The organism is Spirosoma arcticum (assembly GCF_054779955.1).
Genome location: NZ_BAAGXG010000019.1, coordinates 84,832 through 102,167, shown reverse-complemented (window position 1 = coordinate 102,167; position 17,336 = coordinate 84,832). Strand labels below are relative to the sequence as shown.

The following is a 17,336-nucleotide window of genomic DNA, read 5'->3' as shown; positions in this document are numbered from 1 at the left end:
TTTAAAGAGTATGGTTCAACGTACACCATCAATTTCACAAAACTCATCATGAAAAATACTCAAACTAATATCAAACTTAATTCTGCTTGATTACTTACTTATCAACTAACAGATGGAGCTGCGACAGTAAAAATATTTTGTGGGCGTAGCGGACGAGTTGCATTTCGGCCACGCAGCCCAAAAGCTATTTGTCTCACAATCTGCACTGAGTCAGCAGATTAAACTACTCGAAGTTGAAATTGGTGTAGAGTTATTTGTGGGCATCAAGCGTACCCAGCAACGCAAGGTTGAGCTAACCGAAGCAGGAACGGTTTTTTTGGTGGAAGCCCGGCGAATTCTTCAGCTAAGTGCTAAAGCCGTTGAAAGCGCCCGCCGAATTGGTCTCCGGCAAAACGTTATTAAACTGGGCGTCTATAAAATGATGATCCGTGATCGGATTGTGGAGATCGTCAAGCTCTTCGCGGTACACGTTCCCGAAGTTGAACTCAAAATAGTTGAGTTTCCCACGTTTTTGGCCGTGCAGGAGGCCCTTATGGACGAAACTGTCGATTTGGGCGCAACACTGCTGCCACTCAAACACCCCGAACTAACAGCCTCCTCGTTCCGGACAGGCACCTTAAAAGTTATTTTAGCCAGAGACCATCCCTTGGCAGACCGTCCTGCGCTGACGCTCGACGAGTTGAAGCGGGAGAAGTGGATTGAGATTAACAAATCGGTTCATACAGTTTTTGAGGAGATCGAGCAGATGTGCCGCCGGGCCGGGTTTAGCCGGGAATCGTTTATCGTTCAGGAGGTTACGTCGATTGAGCTTTTGGTCGGGCTGGGCATTGGCATTGCGTTCGTTCCCACGTTTTTCGACGCCGACCGAGTGCCCGGCGTGGTGTCAAAAGCCTTAGTGAACGCCGACGGTACACCCTTTACAGGGGTAGAAATTAATCAGGCAGTTGCCTATAAAACCGGAAAAGCATCGTCTGTGATTCAGGCATTGGTTGGGCTGGTCAGTGGTTTGTAACGCGACTCACTTACAAAGCAATCAGATACCGAACGGCCAGTTCGTAGCCTGTCAGACCCAGACCGACAATAACGCCTTTGCACTTGGCCGACAAATAGCTGTGGTGGCGGAAGGTTTCGCGGGCATGAACGTTGGAAATATGCACCTCCACGGCCGGGGCCGTCACCGCCGACAGCGCGTCGGCTAAGGCAATTGATGTGTGGGTCAGCGCCCCCGCGTTGATAACGATACCGTCGACGTCGAATCCCAATTCATGAATCTTATCGAGCAGTTCGCCTTCGTGGTTCGACTGAAAATAGCGTAGTTGCACGTCAGGAAACAGTTCCTCAATGGTTTTCAGGTAATCGACAAACGAGCGACTGCCGTAAATGTCCGGTTCGCGCCTACCCAGCAGGTTCAGGTTGGGGCCGTTGATGATGAGAATCTGTTTCATAGCTATGTGGCAAAGTTATATAAACGCCTTTAAGAATTACCTCAAGCTGGAGCGGTCGCTGGCCGAAAACTCGGTGGAGGCTTACCTGCACGACGCCGAAAAACTCCACGAATATATTCTGCTGACCGATCCGGCCCTGTCGCCGATGCAGGTGTCGGAGAAGCAGTTGCTGAATTTTCTGATGTACCTGGGCGAGTTGGGGCTGGCGGCTCATAGTCAGGCGCGGATGCTGTCGGGGTTGAAATCGTTTTTCAAGTACCTGCTGCTCGAAAACCTGATTCAGCACGACCCGACGCAGTTGCTCGAAGCCCCCAAACTCGGCCGCAAACTGCCCGACACGCTCAGTTTCCCCGAAATCGAAGCCATCCTCGACGCCGTCGACCTGTCCACGCCCGGCGGCACCCGCGACCGGGCCATTCTCGAAGTACTCTACAGTTCGGGCCTGCGCGTGTCGGAACTGCTCGGCCTGCGGCTCACCAACTGCTATTTTACTGAGGGATTTATCCGGGTACTGGGCAAAGGCGACAAAGTGCGGCTGGTGCCCATTGGTCAGGATGCGATGCACTACACCCGGATTTACGTTGAGCACATTCGTAACACGCTGGATGTGCAGAAGGGCGACGAAGACACTATTTTCCTGAACCGGCGCGGCACTCAGCTTTCGCGCATCACGGTGTTCACGACCATTAAAAAGCTGGCCGCTGAAGTGGGCATCAAAAAAACGATTAGCCCCCACACCTTCCGGCACTCGTTTGCAACGCACCTCATTGAGGGCGGGGCCGACCTGCGGGCCGTGCAGCAAATGCTCGGCCACGAATCCATCACGACCACCGAAATCTACACCCACCTCGACCGCGACTATTTGCAGCAGACGCTGAAAGAGTACCATCCGAGAAGTAAAAAGCGATAGATTAACGTGAATTATGGATAGTGAGAGCGATAAAGCATTGCCATTCAATGTATTGCTGACCAGACCGCCGGTGCGGTCAGCAACTTTATTCATAACTCAGGTTAAATTAAAAAATACGATTCGGCAATCGTTAAGAGCGAAGTGCCGTAGCTGCGTTATCAGTCGATAAGTAGAAAATGAGGGCTGTACTGGTTTACTTCCTGATCAAATCCCCTTCCCGTGAAACGTCTGTTAGTCCCCTGCTTACTCCTGTTGCATTCCATCTTCGCCACCGCTGCTTTGGCGCAGTCCGGTTCCACCCCGAAGACGTACACCTACCTGATTTACCACAAACTCACCCCCGGCCTGACCATTCAGGATGCCCTGTCCGTCGAACGCGAATGGCGGGCTATCAATCAGGCGGCCGTTGACGAGGGCCAATTGATTGGCTGGCACATGATGGTGAAGCAGATGAGTTCAAACCCGAACGCCAATGAGTACGACTACGTAACCTGCATTGTCTCCCGCGAAATGGCCATCAAAGGCGCATCGCCCGCAGCCATGACTAAATTGTACGGCGACAGTGTGCAAACCCGCATGGCTAATCTCCAGAAACGCGACCGGCAGACGGCCCCCGTCGTAAAGTTTGAAGTCTGGGAAAATGCGGACGCCCTGTTCGGACCCTCGTTCCGCCCCGACAAATTCTCAACCGTCGTAGTCGATTTCCTGCGCCTACGCGACCCGCAGGCTAATTGGCGCCCCATGATTGACCCGATGAAGCGGGCGGGAGCCGGGCAAGTGGAACAAAACCGGCTGGGGGCATGGGGCTTTTCGGCACTGGTAGTTCCCAACGGCAGCGAGAAAGGGTACAGTTTTGCTGTGGCCCGGCCCGTGGCTAACCTGAACGTGCTGGCGGGAATCGCCGACCAGAAACCAACCGACGCTCAGAATCAGATGAACCGAACCTTCGAGGTCGTGCGGCAGGAAGTGTTCCGGTTTCAGGAATTCACAACCCGTCCGACCACAGCAAAGTAATGAAGGGTGTTTAGTGTATGAGTGTATAGGTGTTTGCGGTTCAAAAACTTAGACACCCGCACACTTAAATACTTACACACTAAACACCCTTTACCCCTCAATCTTTTTCGACGTAGTTCAAGTCTTTGCCGAAGGTTTCTTCCATGAAGCTCAGCGCGACCAACGCCAGGATGCCCGTCAGCAACCCAATGCCCAGTGCACTGTACAAAACGCCAACCTGCGCTTTACCCAGCACAAACAGCCATGTCAGCGGAATAACGGCACCCCGCACAAAATTAGGAACCGTGGTGGCTACGGTGGCGCGGAGGTTGGTGCCGAATAACTCAGCGGCAATGGTGACGAACAAGGCCCAGTAGCCGTTGGCGACGCCCAGAAAGACGCAGACTAAATAAAACACGTCGATGTCCCGCAATGGGGCCAGCAAATACACGCTCACGAAGACTAATGACAGCAGAATGAAGCCGAAAATAGCCTTTTTGCGGCTTCGCAGGCGCTGACTCAGCAAGCCGCTGGCCACGTCGCCAAACACCTGCCCGGCAAAGGAAAGCATAACCGCTTTGCCCGCCACCACCGGCTCCGACAAGCCCATTGCCTGCCCGAATTCCGGCGAGAACGTAATCAAAATACCAACGACGAACCAGATCGGCAAACCAACCAGAATGCATCGCAGGTATTTCAGAAAACGGGTTTTGTTCGTGAATAGCATCCGCAGGTCGCCCCGCTTCACCTGCCGTTCTTTCAGTGTCTCAAAAATGGGGGACTCGAACACATTCACCCGCAAAACGAGCAGCAGCAATCCCAACCCGCCACCAATAAAATACGCATTGCGCCACGCGAACAAATCAGCTACGAAATAAGCCATAATAGCGCCCAGAACGCCCATTGTGGCAACGATGGTGGTGCCGTAGACACGAATCTGCTTCGGCAGCACTTCGGTCACTAACGTAATGCCCGCTCCCAACTCACCCGCCAGCCCAACCCCCGCCACAAACCGCAGTACCGCGTATTGGTTGAGCGTCGTAACGAATCCGTTTCCGATGTTGGCCAACGAATAGATAAGAATCGAACCGAACAGCACCGACAGTCGCCCGCGCTTGTCGCCCAGCACCCCCCAGAAAATTCCGCCCAGCAGCAGGCCCGCCATCTGCATGTTCAGCAGCATGATGCCATCGGGCAACAGCTGGTCGGGGGTCGTACCCAACGCTTTCAGACTCGGCACCCGCACAACGCTGAACAAAAACAGGTCGTACATATCGACTAAATAACCCAGCGCGGCTACCAGCACCGGAAGTTGCAGGAGTTGCCGGGCAAGACTACGAGGCTTGGTTATGGGATGTTGGACCATAAATGGGGGTTTGGTGAAATTGCTTTGTCATTCCGACGCAGGTGGAATCTCAAGGGGCTTTACTCGAGGTATGGAAATTGAGATTCCTCGGCACCGGCCGCCCGGCTGCGTTGGAATGACAAACACCGAAGCTATGACAAAAACTAAACCTGCTGAGGAACCGTGTATGGCGCTCTATATTTGCGGGTCAGCATGGCATTTGCTTCCGAATCGCTCAGAAACTCTTCCTTCTTCGGGTCGAATTTCAACGTCCGGCCTAAGCGATACGCGATGTTGCCAAGGTGCGCAATACCCGATGAGAGGTGAGCCGTTTCGACAGGGCCATTTAGTTTGGCTTTATCCCGCGCCCGAACCGCTTCGATGAAGTTCAGGTAGTGGTCGCCACCGGCGTTGCCCGCCGGGCCGGGTGCCCGCTCTTTGCCCAGAAAGGTTTTGTAGTCGCTGTAGCCGTTGACGACCATGTACCCTTTGTCGCCGTAGAAGATGTTGCCGATTTCGACGCCGTCTTCTTTGTTGGTCATCCAGGGACGAACCTCAAACTGAATGACCTTGCCTTCTTTCGGGTATTTATAAACGGACGTCAGGGTTTCGGGCGTTTCGCGGCAGTCACTCCACAGAAACTTCCCCCCCGCCGACGTAATTTCTTCAGGCAGTCCAACGTCCAGTCCCCACATGCACAGATCTGTTTCGTGGATGCCCTGATTCCCAATGTCGCCGTTGCCGTAATTCCAGAACCAGTGCCAGTTGTAGTGAACGTAGTTTTTGCTGAACGGCTTGGCGGGCGCAGGTCCCTGCCAAAGGTCCCAGTTGAGGCCGTCGGGAACTGGCGAATTGCCCAGATTACCAATATCGGGCCGCCATTTATAAACGATGCCCCGCGCCATGTACACCTTGCCGATGAGTCCGTCGCGCAGGTGTTTGATGACTTCCTGAATAGCCGTCGAACTGCGTAGCTGGACCCCGTGCTGCACGATGCGTTTATACTTGGCGGCCGCTTCGACTAATTTCCGGCCTTCGCGGAGGTTGTGCGAACCGGGTTTTTCCACGTACACATCCTTACCCGCCTGACACGCCCAGATAGCCGCCAGCGAATGCCAATGGTTGGGCGTGGCAATGCTGACGGCGTCGATGTTTTTGTCTTCGTAAACCTGGCGCAGGTCTTCCATCATCTGCACCTTCCGGTTGTACTTCGTCTCGAACTCACCGGCCCGTTTGGCCAGTATGTTTTTATCCACGTCGCACAGCGTAGCGACTTCGACGTTGGCCAGTTTCGAGAAACCGGCAATGTGGTCGGTGCCGCGCCCGTTCACGCCGATAACGGCCACGCGCACCCGGTCATTCGCCCCAAAGGCATGCGCCGGAATAAGGGTTGGCATACCCAGCACGGCTAACGAGCCAGTGGCTGCGGTTTTGATGAACTTCCGTCGGGAATCTGATTGATTAGTCATAACTGGTCATTGGGTTTAGAAATCAACTGTACAAAGCGTCTGAAGCCTTGTCGGTTTATAGTCAAGCAATTAAGACATAGGGGAATCCTTCTTACTCACAACCTCGGCAGGGTCAGCCCGCCATCGACCAGGATAACCTGCCCGGTCGAGTACGGGAAGTCGCCACGAGCCAGCGCAGCCACCGCCCGGCCCACATCGTCGGGGTAGCCCCAGCGCTTCTGAACGCAAAGTCCATCGTCAATCAGCTTGTCGTATTTATCCGTTACCCCCGCCGTCATGTCGGTGCGGATAATGCCCGGCCTGACTTCGTACACGGGAATGTCATACTCACCCAGCCGGGCGGCAAACAACTGCGTCGCCATACTCAACCCCGCCTTCGCCACGCAATACTCACCCCGATTGACCGACGCCACCGTCGCCGAAATAGACGACACGTTGACAATGCAGCCCGTGAACTCCGGTCCTTCCACCCGCTGCTGAATCATCCAGTTGGCGGCTGCCTGCGTCAGGAAATAAGCGCCCTGCAAATTCGTCATCAGCACGTGCTGAAAACTTTCTTCCGTTGCTTCCAGAATATCCCGCCGTTCCGCTGGGGCTACACCCGCGTTATTCACCAGCACGTTCAACCGCCCAAAATGGTCCCGAACCTTATTCAGCATCTCCATCCGTGCCTCTTTCAACGCCACGTCGCCGGGGCAGTAGATCACCTCCGCCCCCAACGCCCGAAGCATATCTAATGCTTCCTGCGCCAATTCTTTTGAGCGTATTCCATTGATGGCCAGATCGAATCCAGCGCGGGCGAGGTGTTCGGCAATCCCGTAGCCAATCCCCCGGCTACCACCCGTTATGAAGGCTACGCGTTTCACAGGCTTTCTTTGAGCGCTTTCAACTGATCGGCTTCGGGTAGCTTTTTGTAGTGCGGGTCCAACGGATAACAGCCCGAAATAAGGCCGTTGCGGGGGGCCGTGGTGCAGTCCGAGAACGTTCGGCAGAGCAGATTACGGGTCAGCGACCGGCCCGCGAGCATGTCGGCAGGCATAGTCGGGTAGGACAGCACCATCCGCCCAAATCCCACGCTATCGGCCATGCCCGTTCGCAGCACGTACTGCGCCACGTGGGGCAGCCACTCCTGCAAATACGAATATCCCGATCCAATAATGACTAATTCAGGAAAGGCCCGCTTCAATTCATGCGTTACGTCGAGTTGCCGCTTCACGCTCAGTAGCGGGTCTTCGGGCGGCAGGTAGCCATCCGAGGGCGGAAACAGGGCGGGGCGCATCAGGTGGGGGTTGTAGTAGGGACTTCCGCCCGTGATGCACACCAACTGAATCCCCAGCGACTCGATCAGGGCAAGCAGCGCCTTCGGCTCCGCCAAGTCAATACCCAGCCCGTCGGACCGCCCACCGAAGGCAAATGGGTACTGGTCGGCGGGTTCGGGAATGCCCACCTCGCCGGGTCCTTTTTTGAACGGCAACAGATCGAACGCGCTCAGGCGGACGCCCATGTCCAGCCCAGGCGCAGCCTGCCGAATTCCGGCGACTATGTTACGGAGGTAGCGCGTACGGTTCTCAAACGAGCCGCCGTACGGGCCGGGCCGATCCACCGCGCTCAGAAACTCGTGGCCGAGGTAACCGTGGCAGTGCTTGATGTCCACAAAATCGAAACCTGCTTTCTGAGCCAGCACGGCCGCGTCGACGTATTGCTGGATGATCTGGTCAATCTCATCGTCGGTCAGCGTGGGGTAGTCGGCCGCCATGCCGAACCGTCCGTTGAGGTATGGATGGGCATACAGGATTTTCGACTCAAAGGTTTTGTGGTTGTTGGGTTTGCAGAACCGCCCCGAATGAGTCAGTTGCAGACCAATCAACAGATCGTCGGTACGGCCGAACTGCTCGGTGTGCTGCTGGAGTAATCCTTGGCGCAGGTCAACGAAGTCGGCGAACGTATCGGCGTTCAGCACCAACTGATTTGGATTGGCCTTACCCGCGTGGCTGACGGCGACGGCCTCACAACCGAACAGCAACTTAGCCCCACTCACGGCAAACTTCGTCCAGCGGTTCCGGGTAAAGGCCGAGGGCCGACCGTCGGGCGTGCCGTCCCAGCCCTCCATCGGCAAAATACACAGGCTATTCCCAATGGTTCGGCCCGATTTAAGCGAGATGGCACGGTTGAAAGGGCTGTCGGCGGGCGGTAGCAGTTCGCCGTCGAAAGGCAGGCCAATGGCGTTGGTTTGCAGGTAATTGTGCAAATCCGTTGCCGTTTTCAACTGGGCCATTCGGGGGTATTGGGGTTTGTATTTCGCGCTCATTTATGTGCATATATAGACCGCAGATTTTTATGATTGTCAGGATAAAATATGATCTTAAAGAGTCCTAACAATCATAAAAATCTACGGTCTATATCTTTTTACAGACAATTAAAGAAAGTGTAATACGGCTTAGCATTACCCATACGCTGAACGTACAGGGCCACCTCCCGAAGGTGATAATCGCCCCACATGCTCGACTCACCGTATGGAATGTTGCTTCCTTCGGGAACGTAGTCCCAACCATTCGGACGGTGGTAAATGGAATGCAGCAGCAGTCCCTGATGAGTCGGGTTGGTGCTGAGGTAGGGTTCATTGAGCAGCGTGTTCAACACGGTCAGGCCCGCCTGCCAGTAGCGCTGTCCGGCTTCGGCGTCTCCCCTACTTATCAAATAGTTACCTAATCGCAACAGGCCCTGTGCACCAATCGCAGCCGCTGAGCTGTCGACCGGTTCGTGTTTGTTATACGGATCGGCCGGGCGGTCCAGATAGTTGCCCAAGGCGGGCAGGTTGGGCGCACCCGTGTCCCAGTACGGGACGCCATCGGTGGGTGTGTGGTCAATGTAAAAATCGCAGGTGGCGCGGGCGGCTTTGCCCATAAAGGCCTCGATGTCGTCGCGCCCACCGAGGGGTTCCAGTTCGCTATCGTCGAGCGTGGCCAGAAATTCCAGTTCTTCCGCGAAACCGCACATTGCCCAGGCCAATCCGCGCGTCCAGGCCGTGAAGCCTGAATACCCCTGCTGCGAATTGGGACAGCGAAAATTGCCGTCTTTCGTGTTGAACACGCTCTCGTGGGCGGTGCGGCCCCACACGTCATACGTATCACGGCCTTCGCCGTAGAAGACGGAATAATCGGCGGTGGCCCGCATGTGCTGAATAGCCCGTTCAAGCAGGTTGATTTTTACGTCGCCTTCGCCCTGGAACACGTGGCCTAAGCTATGACTGAGCATCAGCGCCCGACACGACCGTATCGTATCGACAAAGAGCGAGTGCGGTCCGTTGAAGGAATGAATGAATCCCGCACCGGCGGGCGTACGGGCTTCCGGTCGGCCAGCTTTGGTCGTTGTCCAGCGGCTGGCCTGAACGGCTCCCGATATTTTCAGGGCGAGTTCGTAGAAGTTACGTTCCTGCTGGTCGAACGGAATTTTGCCTTCCACCATCAGCCGCAGCAGGTTGCCGTAGGTGCTGACGTTGTTGAACCCGTGGTCGTGAACGCCAATATGGCTGATGTGAGGGGCCATCAGTTCGACCGTCTTCCGGCGGCCCAATTCTAAGAAATAAGGATCACCAGTAGCATCGTACTGAAGAATGGCCGAGCCGTACTGAAAGCCCTGGGTCCATTCCGTCCAGCCGCGCGTACTGTACTGACCCCGAACGGTGAAAACGGGTGAGCCATTCGTCGGGTCGTACTGCTCGTCGATTAAGCGGATTTTTTTTGCAGATAGTACCCAGAAGTGGTCGAGTTTTTCGGCGAAATCGGCGGGTTGTAGATCGTGGTTAATCTGAATCATGCGGAACGAAAGGCAGTAAACGATGCTTTGACAAGCGCAAAAGCAGCCACCTTACCCATTTTTACCGTGTTCCCAGCTGGATACCTGGATAAGGCAGTAACGCTTTAAACAAAAAGTCCCCGCCACCGAACCGGCAGCGGGGAACCCCGACTCTAACTAACCCAAAACTACATGAAAAAAACTTAGGCGTCGACGGTCATTTTCTCGCCGGTGAACTGCTGATGGGGGTGTTTGAAGAGCAGGTTGAACGAGGTCAAACTGCCGTATATTCTGGTGATGTATTGCTGAATGTCAACTTTCACTTCATCGTCCAGGACGCTGGCATTGATACGCTGTTCGAGTACCCGCAGGCGGTCGCGCACCATCACGATCTTGTGAAAAAACGCGTCGATCGGCATTTCCTTCTGCGACAAATCGGCCCGGCCGGGTTTCAAAATCAGCTTACCGCCTTTCCACTTGTCACCCAGCGGCACCAGTTCGGTCTGATCGACCCAGCGCTGGAGCACCCGCGTCAGCGTCTGCTCCACGTCGAACAGGCTCACCTGATCGCCGTCTGGCTCAATGGCTTCAATCACCGACAGGGGCGCATCGAATTTGAGCACTTTCACCCCCAGTTGCAGAAACGTAACGGTGTAGCCAGTGGCCTTCAGATTGATCACAACGCCATCGCCAAATTCGGGGTGGCAAACGCGGGAACCAATGCCCAACAGGGTCGTCATACAAACCAATGTGTTTAGATTACAAGGAATTGTTTACAAACGTCGTGCCAAACCCATCATTTCCGTTTTCAGTATTTCACCCGTTCTCTGTATCTTACAAGCTCATTCTTCCCAGCTATGATTGCCGAATCTGCCCCCCTTAGCGTACAGAAAGACCAATTTTCGTTGCCCGAATCAATTCACTACCTCAATTGCGCTACCCGCTCTCCCTTCAGCCGGGCCGTTGAGCAGGCCGGGCACGACGCCCTGACCCGGCACGCCAATCCATTCGGGCTGCACCCCGACGAGTTTTTCAGCGGAGCCGTCCGCGTTCGTGCCCTGTTTTCCCAACTCATTAATACGTCTGACCAGAATGGCGGAACGGCGGAACGCATCGCCGTTATTCCGTCCGTATCCTACGGCATGGGCGTGGTGGCCCGCAATTTGCCGCGCAAGCCGGGCATTGGGCCGGGGCAGCGTATTGTGCTGGTGGGCGGTGAGTTTCCGAGCGACGTCTACGCCTGGGATCGGGTTTGCGCCGAACTGGGCTTGGTAGTCACGGTCGTTGCGATGCCCGCCGGTTTTCCGAAAGGCCCGGCCTGGAACGAACGGCTGCTGGACGCCATTGGACCCGATACGGTGCTGGTTGTTGTGCCAGCGGTGCACTGGATGTACGGTATTCGCTTTGATCTGGAAGCCATCGGGCAGCGGGCGCGGGAAGTGGGCGCGTGGTTAGCCGTCGACGGGACGCAGTCCATTGGTGCGTTGCCGTTTGACCTCGATGCCATCCAGCCCGATACCGTTATCTGCGCGGGCTACAAATGGCTGATGGGTCCGTATTCGCTCGGCCTGGCATATTACGGCCCCGCCTTTGACGATGGCATTCCGCTTGAAGAAGGGTGGATGAACCGGCTCGACAGCAACCAGTTTCATCGCCTGACAGACTACCAACCCGCCTACCGCCCGAAAGCGTATCGGTATAACGTAGGGGAGCATACGCATTTCCTGCAAATGCCGATGCTCGAAACGGCCCTGACACAACTCCTCGACTGGCAACCCGAACGCATTCAGGAATACGCCAAAAACCTGCTGGCCGACGCCTGGCCCGCGCTGGAATCGCTCGGGTGCCGGGTCGAACCAGCCAGTGGCCCCACCGGCCGGAGCCATCACCTCGTTGGGCTGTGGCTCCCCGACCACGCCGACCCAATGGCGGTTTCGCAGGCGCTGCAAGCCGAAAACGTATCGGTATCGGCGCGGGCGCGGGTGTTGCGCATTGCCCCGCACCTCTACAACACGCCCAACGACGTCGACGCGCTGGTTGGGGTGTTGAAACAACAAGTTGGTTAGTCAGTCAGTCGATTAGTCAGTGAGTAGCTGACCGCACCGGCGGACCGGCGTTAGCAACACTCGAGCGTCAGCTACTCACTGACTAACCGACTGACTGACTCTACCTCTCATACACCTCCAGCGGTAAGCCGTCCGGGTCGGCGAAGAAGGTGAACCGGCGACCGGTGTGCTCATCAACGCGGATCGGTTCGGTGGGTACGTGTTGCTCGTTGAGGTGTGCCACGGCGGCATCTAAGTCAGTAACGGCAAACGCGAGGTGACGAAGCCCCAGCGCTTCGGGGCGGGATGGGCGCGGGGGCGGATTGGGGAAGGAAAACAACTCGATCACGTACTGTCCGTCCAGAGCGAGGTCGAGCTTATACGACTGACGTTCGGCCCGGTACACCTCCCTCACTACGGTCAGACCCAGTGTTTCGGTATAAAACCGTTTCGAGATTTCGTAATCCCGGCAGATGATGGCGATGTGATGAACGGCCGTGAGTTTGAGCATGTCGTTCAGGGTAGCAACAGCGTGTCGGCCGTGAGCGAGTCGATAACGATGGCGTTTTTTCCTGCGGGAAACGCCCGCTCAGCCTGTCGGCGTTTGTTCCAGGGGGCCGTGGTCCGACGGCCCATGTCGATAGCCAGCAATGCGACGACGGCGGTGAACACGACGAAAACAACGATGAAAATACGGCGATTGCGGTTCATAATCTCAGTGATCGGTGAGCAGCCAACAACCAACAGTATGCAGCCAAGGTTCATCCGTGGCAGATAGCTGTGGCTGATCACTGCTCATTGTTTAATTGTTTAGGGCCAATTTGGAACACCATGCTGCCCGTTCGGCCGGACACGTCGGCCCAATTCAGGTTGTCGAACGTTATGGCCACGACTGCCCCCTTGCTCATGGAACCGATGGACTGGTGGGTCAAAAATTCGGCAAAGTACGACACGTCGGGGTTGTGCCCCACAATCATGGCCGACTGCACCTCGCTCGGCAGCGCATTAACAACGGCCAGATATGCCTTTGGTCCACCGTCGAAGAGGGCACTGTCTAAGCGAATCTGCGCCGGGTCGTGACCGAGTTGTTCGGCCAGTACACGGGCGGTGTCTTTGGCGCGGGGTGCCGTGCTGCTCACAATGGCGTCCGGCTTAATGACTTTGTCGCGCAGGTAACGACCCATGCGGGCCGCGGCTATAATACCTTCGGAAGTAAGCTGTCGGTCGTGGTCGGCCATGAACGTGGCCCGATCCTCGGCTTTGGCGTGACGGACGATATAGAGCGTAACAGGCATAAAGTCAGAAGATAGCTAACGGAGACACCAAATTTTGTTTGTCAAAGATAACTTCAACAATAAAATTCATTTTGATGTTGATGGTCAGGAAAGGAATTAATTTTACAAGCTATAAAATTACGGCTGCAATTGCACTGTAGCTAACCACCATGCGTTTTCAGGGCGAAAGTAGTACGTTGTCGTTTGCACTCCACTTCGACAAGGAGCAGGTTTCGCTGAGCGGTACCCTTTGGCCCCGCCGTCCGCCCTCGCACCCACCGCGCCCTGAACCGCTGCGGCTGCGCTTCCTGCGGTTGTTTACCGAAACCGAACTTCTTTCCATCCAATCCTGGCTGACGGACAGTGATGCATCGAAACCGCTCGCGCTGCCGGGCGATGTCCGCCAGATTATGCGGGTGACTGGCCCCGACGCTCAGACCATTTATCTTGATCTGGAGTTCAGTTTCGATCAGGTGCCGGACTGGTGGGACTGGCCCATCAGCTTTCCCCTGCGTGCCCGGCTGGAAATCCGCCCCAACGAATTTGCTTACTTAGTGAAATCCCTGAGTCGCGAACACTGGTCCGCCGATCTGACGTGGTAGCTAATGGCATCGCTGAAATCTCTATGAACGATTCACGCGGCAATGCCTACTTTTGCGGGGGTAAACACATCCCGTTGCGGTTTCAGTATGAGTTATCAATCCATTCAGCATTTACTAAAAACGGCCCAGCCCGGCCCTGATGCGGTCACGATCAAAGGCTGGGTCCGCACCAAGCGCGAAAGCAAAAACGCCATATTCATTGCCCTCAACGACGGCTCCACGATAAACACGATTCAGGCAGTAGCCGAAGCTGGTCAACTGTCCGACGATACACTGAAACTCATCACCACCGGGGCCTGCGTAGCCATTACGGGTCAGTTGGTGGCGTCGCAGGGGGCCGGGCAGACGATTGAACTGAAGATCAGCAGCGTCCACATTTACGGCTCCGCCGACCCCGATAAATACCCACTCCAACCCAAGCGGCACTCGCTGGAGTTTCTGCGCGAAATTGCCCACCTACGCCCGCGCACCAACACGTTCAGTGCCATTCTGCGGGTCCGCCACGCGCTGGCGTTTGCGGTGCACAAGTACTTCAACGACAACGGCTTTTTCTGCCTCCACACGCCTATTATCACGGCGTCCGACGCCGAGGGTGCGGGCGAAATGTTTCGCGTTACTACCCTCGACGCCACTAAACCGCCCCTCACCGAAGACGGAAAAGTCGATTACAGCCAGGATTTTTTTGGCCGCGAAACTAACCTGACCGTATCGGGGCAGTTAGAAGGCGAGTTAGGGGCGCTGGCATTAGGCAAAATTTACACCTTCGGACCAACCTTCCGCGCTGAGAACTCGAACACGACCCGCCATCTCGCCGAGTTCTGGATGATTGAGCCGGAAATGGCGTTTTTCGAACTGGAGGACAACATGAATCTGGCCGAGGACTTCGTCAAAACTGTGATCCGGTACGCACTACAGCACTGCGCCGACGATCTGACGTTTCTGGATAACCGCCTGAAAGAGGAAGAAAAGACCCGGAAGAAAGAAGAGCAAAGCGAGCTGAGTCTGCTCGAAAAACTTCAGTTCGTCATCAGCAATGAGTTCGAGCGGCTCACCTACACCGAGGCTGTCGATATTCTGATAAACTCGAAGCCAGCGAAAAAAGGGCAGTTCCAGTACGAAGTGAGCTGGGGCGTCGATTTGCAGTCGGAACACGAGCGGTACTTAGTGGAGAAGCACTTCAAAAAACCGGTGATCCTAACCAACTACCCCCGCGACATCAAAGCGTTTTACATGAAGCAGGACGATGCTCCCGCTACAAACAGCCGGGGCGAAGTATTCGGCCCGACGGTCCGGGCAATGGACGTGCTGTTTCCGGGCATTGGCGAAATCGTTGGCGGCTCCCAGCGCGAAGACGATCTCGACAAACTCACCGCCCGGATGCAGGAAGTGGGCATTGAACCAGACGCCTTATGGTGGTATCTGGACACGCGCCGGTTCGGGTCGGCACCCCACGCGGGCTTTGGTCTGGGCTTCGAGCGGTTAGTGCTGTTCGTGACGGGCATGGGCAACATCCGCGACGTAATCCCCTTCCCAAGAGCACCGAAACAGGCGGAATTCTAAAACTAATGATGAATGATGAATGCCTGCCGGTGTAAATCATTCATCATTCATCATTACCATCGTGCTCGCACTTCCCATCTTTCTCGCTCTTGCCTCCGGCTTCGTTATCGTTGGTGTCTACACTGAACGCAAGGTGTCGGCGTTCATGCAGGACCGGCTGGGGCCAATGGAAACCGGCAAATGGGGACTGCTCCAACTTTTCGCCGATCTGCTGAAACTGCTCCAAAAAGAAGACATCGTGCCCACGGCGGCCGACCGGCGGCTGTTTTTGCTGGCCCCGGCCATCATCTTCGCGTCGGTGTTTGCGGGCTTTGCGGTGCTGCCCCTCACGCCCGACGTGCAGGGGTCGGGCGCGGCCGTGGGTGTATTCTATCTCATGGCCATTGTCTCGTTCGACGTGGTTGGTATTCTGATGGCGGGCTGGGGCTCGAACAACAAGTATTCACTATTTGGGGCGATGCGGTCGGTGGCGCAGATTATCTCCTACGAAATTCCGCTGGGTCTCACGATTCTGTGCGTCGTCATGATTGGGCAGACGCTCAATCTGCAGGAAATCAGCTTCCAGCAGGGCATTTACACTTCACAAACGAATTACCTGTTCGGCCTGAAAGCTCTGGGGGTAGACGTGACAAGTTGGGGCGGTATTTTTTCCTGGAACATTCTACGCAACCCGTTTTTGCTGGTGGCGTACGTCGTCTTTTTCATCTGCACATTAGCCGAAAGCAACCGTGCTCCGTTCGACCTGCCAGAAGGCGAATCGGAGATTGTGGGTGGCTTTCACACCGAGTATTCAGGAATGCGGTTTGCCCTGCTCTACCTCTCCGAATACGCCATGATGCTGTTGGTATCGTTTCTGGGAGCAGTCCTGTTTCTGGGTAGCTGGAACACGCCCCTGCCCAACCTGGGTCCGTTGCAACTCGCCGACTGGACGAGTGGGGCACCGGGCACGATTTGGGGTAACGTGACGGGCGGGTTCTGGCTGTTGAGCAAGGTGTACTTTATGGTGCTGCTGCAAATGTGGGTCCGCTGGACGTTTCCCCGCATCCGGGTCGATCAGATGATGCACCTGTGCTGGAAAGTATTGACGCCGATGGGACTGATTCTGCTCCTCATTTCGGGCGTGTGGCGGCTGCTAATGGTATGAGTGTGACAAAGAGATCATTGAGACTCGCTAACTAACCACCTTGCCGCCCAGCACCGCCAGCCGCTCATCGACTTGCCGCACGACTTCGGCAAAATCGGCGGGGCGACCGGCGTAATCCAGCAAATTCACGTCCACAATCAAGAGTTCGCCGTCCTGATAGGATGCGACGAACTCTTCATAGAGCCGGTTCAGGCGGTTCAGGTACTCGTCGCTGATGGATTGCTCAAACGACCGACCGCGCTTCCTGATTTGCTCGCGGAGTTTGGGCAGATCGGCGCGGAGGTAAATCATTAGGTCGGGCGGGTGAATGAGACTGACCATATTGTCGAACAGACCCCGGTACGTCTCGTAATCACGGCTGGTCATGCGGTCGCTCTCTTGCAGATTACGGGCGAAGATGGCCGCGTCTTCGTAGATGGTCCGGTCCTGCACAACGGTGGTCGGTCGGTCGGGGTTTGCTTCATTCGCCTGCCGGACCGCCATGATTTTCTTGACCTGCGCGAAGCGGCTATTCAGGAAATACACCTGCAGGTTGAACGACCAGCGCGGCATATCGGCATAGAAATCAGCGAGGTACGGGTTTCCTTCAACGGCTTCGTACAGAATCTCCCAACCGTAGTGATTGGCTAACTGTTCGGCCAGCGTCGTTTTGCCCGCCCCAATATTTCCCGTTATAGCGATGTGCATGGAAGAGTGAATAGGTAAGTCATAATAGTCATAAGTGGGTGGCGCAGCCAACATTCACGTGCCAGCC

At 55.6% G+C, this 17,336-nt stretch carries 18 protein-coding genes; 7 read left to right on the top strand and 11 right to left on the bottom strand.

The window, feature by feature from the left end:
- The first annotated feature begins 139 nt into the window (after positions 1-139).
- Entirely contained in the window at positions 140-1,012 is an 873-nt protein-coding gene (locus tag ACYVHB_RS28040; RefSeq protein ID WP_461055210.1) for a LysR family transcriptional regulator, read from the top strand.
- 10 nt (positions 1,013-1,022) lie between these two features.
- Here the strand turns inward: ACYVHB_RS28040 and aroQ are convergent, their stop codons facing one another.
- Positions 1,023-1,445 carry a type II 3-dehydroquinate dehydratase gene (gene aroQ, locus ACYVHB_RS28035; RefSeq protein WP_461055209.1) on the bottom strand — a complete coding sequence of 141 codons (423 nt, stop codon included), beginning with the start codon at positions 1,443-1,445 and terminating at the stop codon, positions 1,023-1,025.
- 4 nt (positions 1,446-1,449) lie between these two features.
- On the opposite strand from aroQ, the gene xerD reads away from it, so the two are divergent.
- Both xerD and ACYVHB_RS28025 read left to right on the top strand, forming a co-directional pair.
- Complete coding sequence (gene xerD / locus ACYVHB_RS28030; RefSeq protein ID WP_461055208.1) at positions 1,450-2,355, top strand: site-specific tyrosine recombinase XerD; 906 nt, start codon at positions 1,450-1,452, stop codon at positions 2,353-2,355.
- A gap of 219 nt (positions 2,356-2,574) precedes the next feature.
- Entirely contained in the window at positions 2,575-3,369 is a 795-nt protein-coding gene (locus ACYVHB_RS28025) for a hypothetical protein (protein ID WP_461055207.1), read from the top strand.
- Positions 3,370-3,466: 97 nt separating this feature from the next.
- Here ACYVHB_RS28025 and ACYVHB_RS28020 read toward each other — a convergent pair whose 3' ends face one another.
- The 6 genes from ACYVHB_RS28020 to ACYVHB_RS27995 all read right to left on the bottom strand — a co-directional run bounded on the left by ACYVHB_RS28020 (position 3,467) and on the right by ACYVHB_RS27995 (position 10,697).
- Positions 3,467-4,714, bottom strand: a complete 1,248-nt coding sequence (locus ACYVHB_RS28020; protein ID WP_461055206.1) for an MFS transporter — start codon at positions 4,712-4,714, stop codon at positions 3,467-3,469.
- Positions 4,715-4,857: 143 nt separating this feature from the next.
- Complete coding sequence (locus ACYVHB_RS28015) at positions 4,858-6,162, bottom strand: Gfo/Idh/MocA family protein (protein ID WP_461055205.1); 1,305 nt, start codon at positions 6,160-6,162, stop codon at positions 4,858-4,860.
- A gap of 95 nt (positions 6,163-6,257) precedes the next feature.
- On the bottom strand, positions 6,258-7,028 hold the full coding sequence (locus ACYVHB_RS28010) for a 3-ketoacyl-ACP reductase (RefSeq protein ID WP_461055204.1): 771 nt from the start codon (positions 7,026-7,028) through the stop codon (positions 6,258-6,260).
- Positions 7,025-8,470 (bottom strand): oxidoreductase, encoded by a 1,446-nt coding sequence (locus ACYVHB_RS28005; RefSeq protein WP_461055203.1) that lies wholly within the window; start codon positions 8,468-8,470, stop codon positions 7,025-7,027. The genes ACYVHB_RS28010 and ACYVHB_RS28005 overlap by 4 nt, the downstream gene beginning before the upstream one ends.
- A gap of 98 nt (positions 8,471-8,568) precedes the next feature.
- Positions 8,569-9,978 (bottom strand): glycosyl hydrolase, encoded by a 1,410-nt coding sequence (locus tag ACYVHB_RS28000; protein ID WP_461055202.1) that lies wholly within the window; start codon positions 9,976-9,978, stop codon positions 8,569-8,571.
- Positions 9,979-10,160: 182 nt separating this feature from the next.
- A complete protein-coding gene (locus ACYVHB_RS27995; protein WP_461055201.1) occupies positions 10,161-10,697 on the bottom strand; it encodes a hypothetical protein in 537 nt (178 codons plus the stop codon).
- Positions 10,698-10,814: 117 nt separating this feature from the next.
- On the opposite strand from ACYVHB_RS27995, the gene ACYVHB_RS27990 reads away from it, so the two are divergent.
- Positions 10,815-12,023, top strand: a complete 1,209-nt coding sequence (locus ACYVHB_RS27990) for an aminotransferase class V-fold PLP-dependent enzyme (protein WP_461055200.1) — start codon at positions 10,815-10,817, stop codon at positions 12,021-12,023.
- A gap of 100 nt (positions 12,024-12,123) precedes the next feature.
- Here ACYVHB_RS27990 and gloA2 read toward each other — a convergent pair whose 3' ends face one another.
- The 3 genes from gloA2 to ACYVHB_RS27975 form a co-directional block, all read right to left on the bottom strand.
- Positions 12,124-12,513 carry an SMU1112c/YaeR family gloxylase I-like metalloprotein gene (gene gloA2 / locus ACYVHB_RS27985; protein WP_461055199.1) on the bottom strand — a complete coding sequence of 130 codons (390 nt, stop codon included), beginning with the start codon at positions 12,511-12,513 and terminating at the stop codon, positions 12,124-12,126.
- Positions 12,514-12,518: 5 nt separating this feature from the next.
- Complete coding sequence (locus ACYVHB_RS27980; RefSeq protein ID WP_461055198.1) at positions 12,519-12,713, bottom strand: hypothetical protein; 195 nt, start codon at positions 12,711-12,713, stop codon at positions 12,519-12,521.
- Between the two features lie 77 nt (positions 12,714-12,790).
- Positions 12,791-13,297 (bottom strand): SixA phosphatase family protein, encoded by a 507-nt coding sequence (locus tag ACYVHB_RS27975; RefSeq protein WP_461055197.1) that lies wholly within the window; start codon positions 13,295-13,297, stop codon positions 12,791-12,793.
- 149 nt (positions 13,298-13,446) lie between these two features.
- Between ACYVHB_RS27975 and ACYVHB_RS27970 the strand changes: the two genes are divergently transcribed.
- The 3 genes from ACYVHB_RS27970 to nuoH all read left to right on the top strand — a co-directional run bounded on the left by ACYVHB_RS27970 (position 13,447) and on the right by nuoH (position 16,582).
- Entirely contained in the window at positions 13,447-13,878 is a 432-nt protein-coding gene (locus tag ACYVHB_RS27970; RefSeq protein WP_461055196.1) for a hypothetical protein, read from the top strand.
- Between the two features lie 87 nt (positions 13,879-13,965).
- The gene (gene asnS, locus ACYVHB_RS27965; RefSeq protein ID WP_461055195.1) at positions 13,966-15,438 is read left to right on the top strand and encodes an asparagine--tRNA ligase; all 1,473 of its coding nucleotides are present in this window, start codon (positions 13,966-13,968) and stop codon (positions 15,436-15,438) included.
- 19 nt (positions 15,439-15,457) lie between these two features.
- Positions 15,458-16,582, top strand: coding sequence for an NADH-quinone oxidoreductase subunit NuoH (gene nuoH, locus ACYVHB_RS27960; RefSeq protein ID WP_461055194.1), 1,125 nt, complete (start codon positions 15,458-15,460; stop codon positions 16,580-16,582).
- Between the two features lie 27 nt (positions 16,583-16,609).
- Here the strand turns inward: nuoH and ACYVHB_RS27955 are convergent, their stop codons facing one another.
- Complete coding sequence (locus ACYVHB_RS27955) at positions 16,610-17,269, bottom strand: deoxynucleoside kinase (protein ID WP_461055193.1); 660 nt, start codon at positions 17,267-17,269, stop codon at positions 16,610-16,612.
- Positions 17,270-17,336: the final 67 nt, after the last annotated feature.

Excerpts from the sequence above, each read along its gene's own strand:
- aroQ (WP_461055209.1), bottom strand. The coding sequence starts at position 1,445 with ATGAAACAGATTCTCATCATCAACGGCCCCAACCTGAACCTGCTGGGT.
- xerD (WP_461055208.1), top strand. The coding sequence starts at position 1,450 with ATGTGGCAAAGTTATATAAACGCCTTTAAGAATTACCTCAAGCTGGAG.
- ACYVHB_RS28020 (WP_461055206.1), bottom strand. The coding sequence starts at position 4,714 with ATGGTCCAACATCCCATAACCAAGCCTCGTAGTCTTGCCCGGCAACTC.
- ACYVHB_RS28015 (WP_461055205.1), bottom strand. The coding sequence starts at position 6,162 with ATGACTAATCAATCAGATTCCCGACGGAAGTTCATCAAAACCGCAGCC.
- ACYVHB_RS28005 (WP_461055203.1), bottom strand. The coding sequence starts at position 8,470 with ATGAGCGCGAAATACAAACCCCAATACCCCCGAATGGCCCAGTTGAAA.
- ACYVHB_RS28000 (WP_461055202.1), bottom strand. The coding sequence starts at position 9,978 with ATGATTCAGATTAACCACGATCTACAACCCGCCGATTTCGCCGAAAAA.
- ACYVHB_RS27995 (WP_461055201.1), bottom strand. The coding sequence starts at position 10,697 with ATGACGACCCTGTTGGGCATTGGTTCCCGCGTTTGCCACCCCGAATTT.
- ACYVHB_RS27990 (WP_461055200.1), top strand. The coding sequence starts at position 10,815 with ATGATTGCCGAATCTGCCCCCCTTAGCGTACAGAAAGACCAATTTTCG.
- gloA2 (WP_461055199.1), bottom strand. The coding sequence starts at position 12,513 with ATGCTCAAACTCACGGCCGTTCATCACATCGCCATCATCTGCCGGGAT.
- ACYVHB_RS27980 (WP_461055198.1), bottom strand. The coding sequence starts at position 12,713 with ATGAACCGCAATCGCCGTATTTTCATCGTTGTTTTCGTCGTGTTCACC.
- ACYVHB_RS27975 (WP_461055197.1), bottom strand. The coding sequence starts at position 13,297 with ATGCCTGTTACGCTCTATATCGTCCGTCACGCCAAAGCCGAGGATCGG.
- ACYVHB_RS27970 (WP_461055196.1), top strand. The coding sequence starts at position 13,447 with ATGCGTTTTCAGGGCGAAAGTAGTACGTTGTCGTTTGCACTCCACTTC.
- asnS (WP_461055195.1), top strand. The coding sequence starts at position 13,966 with ATGAGTTATCAATCCATTCAGCATTTACTAAAAACGGCCCAGCCCGGC.
- nuoH (WP_461055194.1), top strand. The coding sequence starts at position 15,458 with ATGCCTGCCGGTGTAAATCATTCATCATTCATCATTACCATCGTGCTC.
- ACYVHB_RS27955 (WP_461055193.1), bottom strand. The coding sequence starts at position 17,269 with ATGCACATCGCTATAACGGGAAATATTGGGGCGGGCAAAACGACGCTG.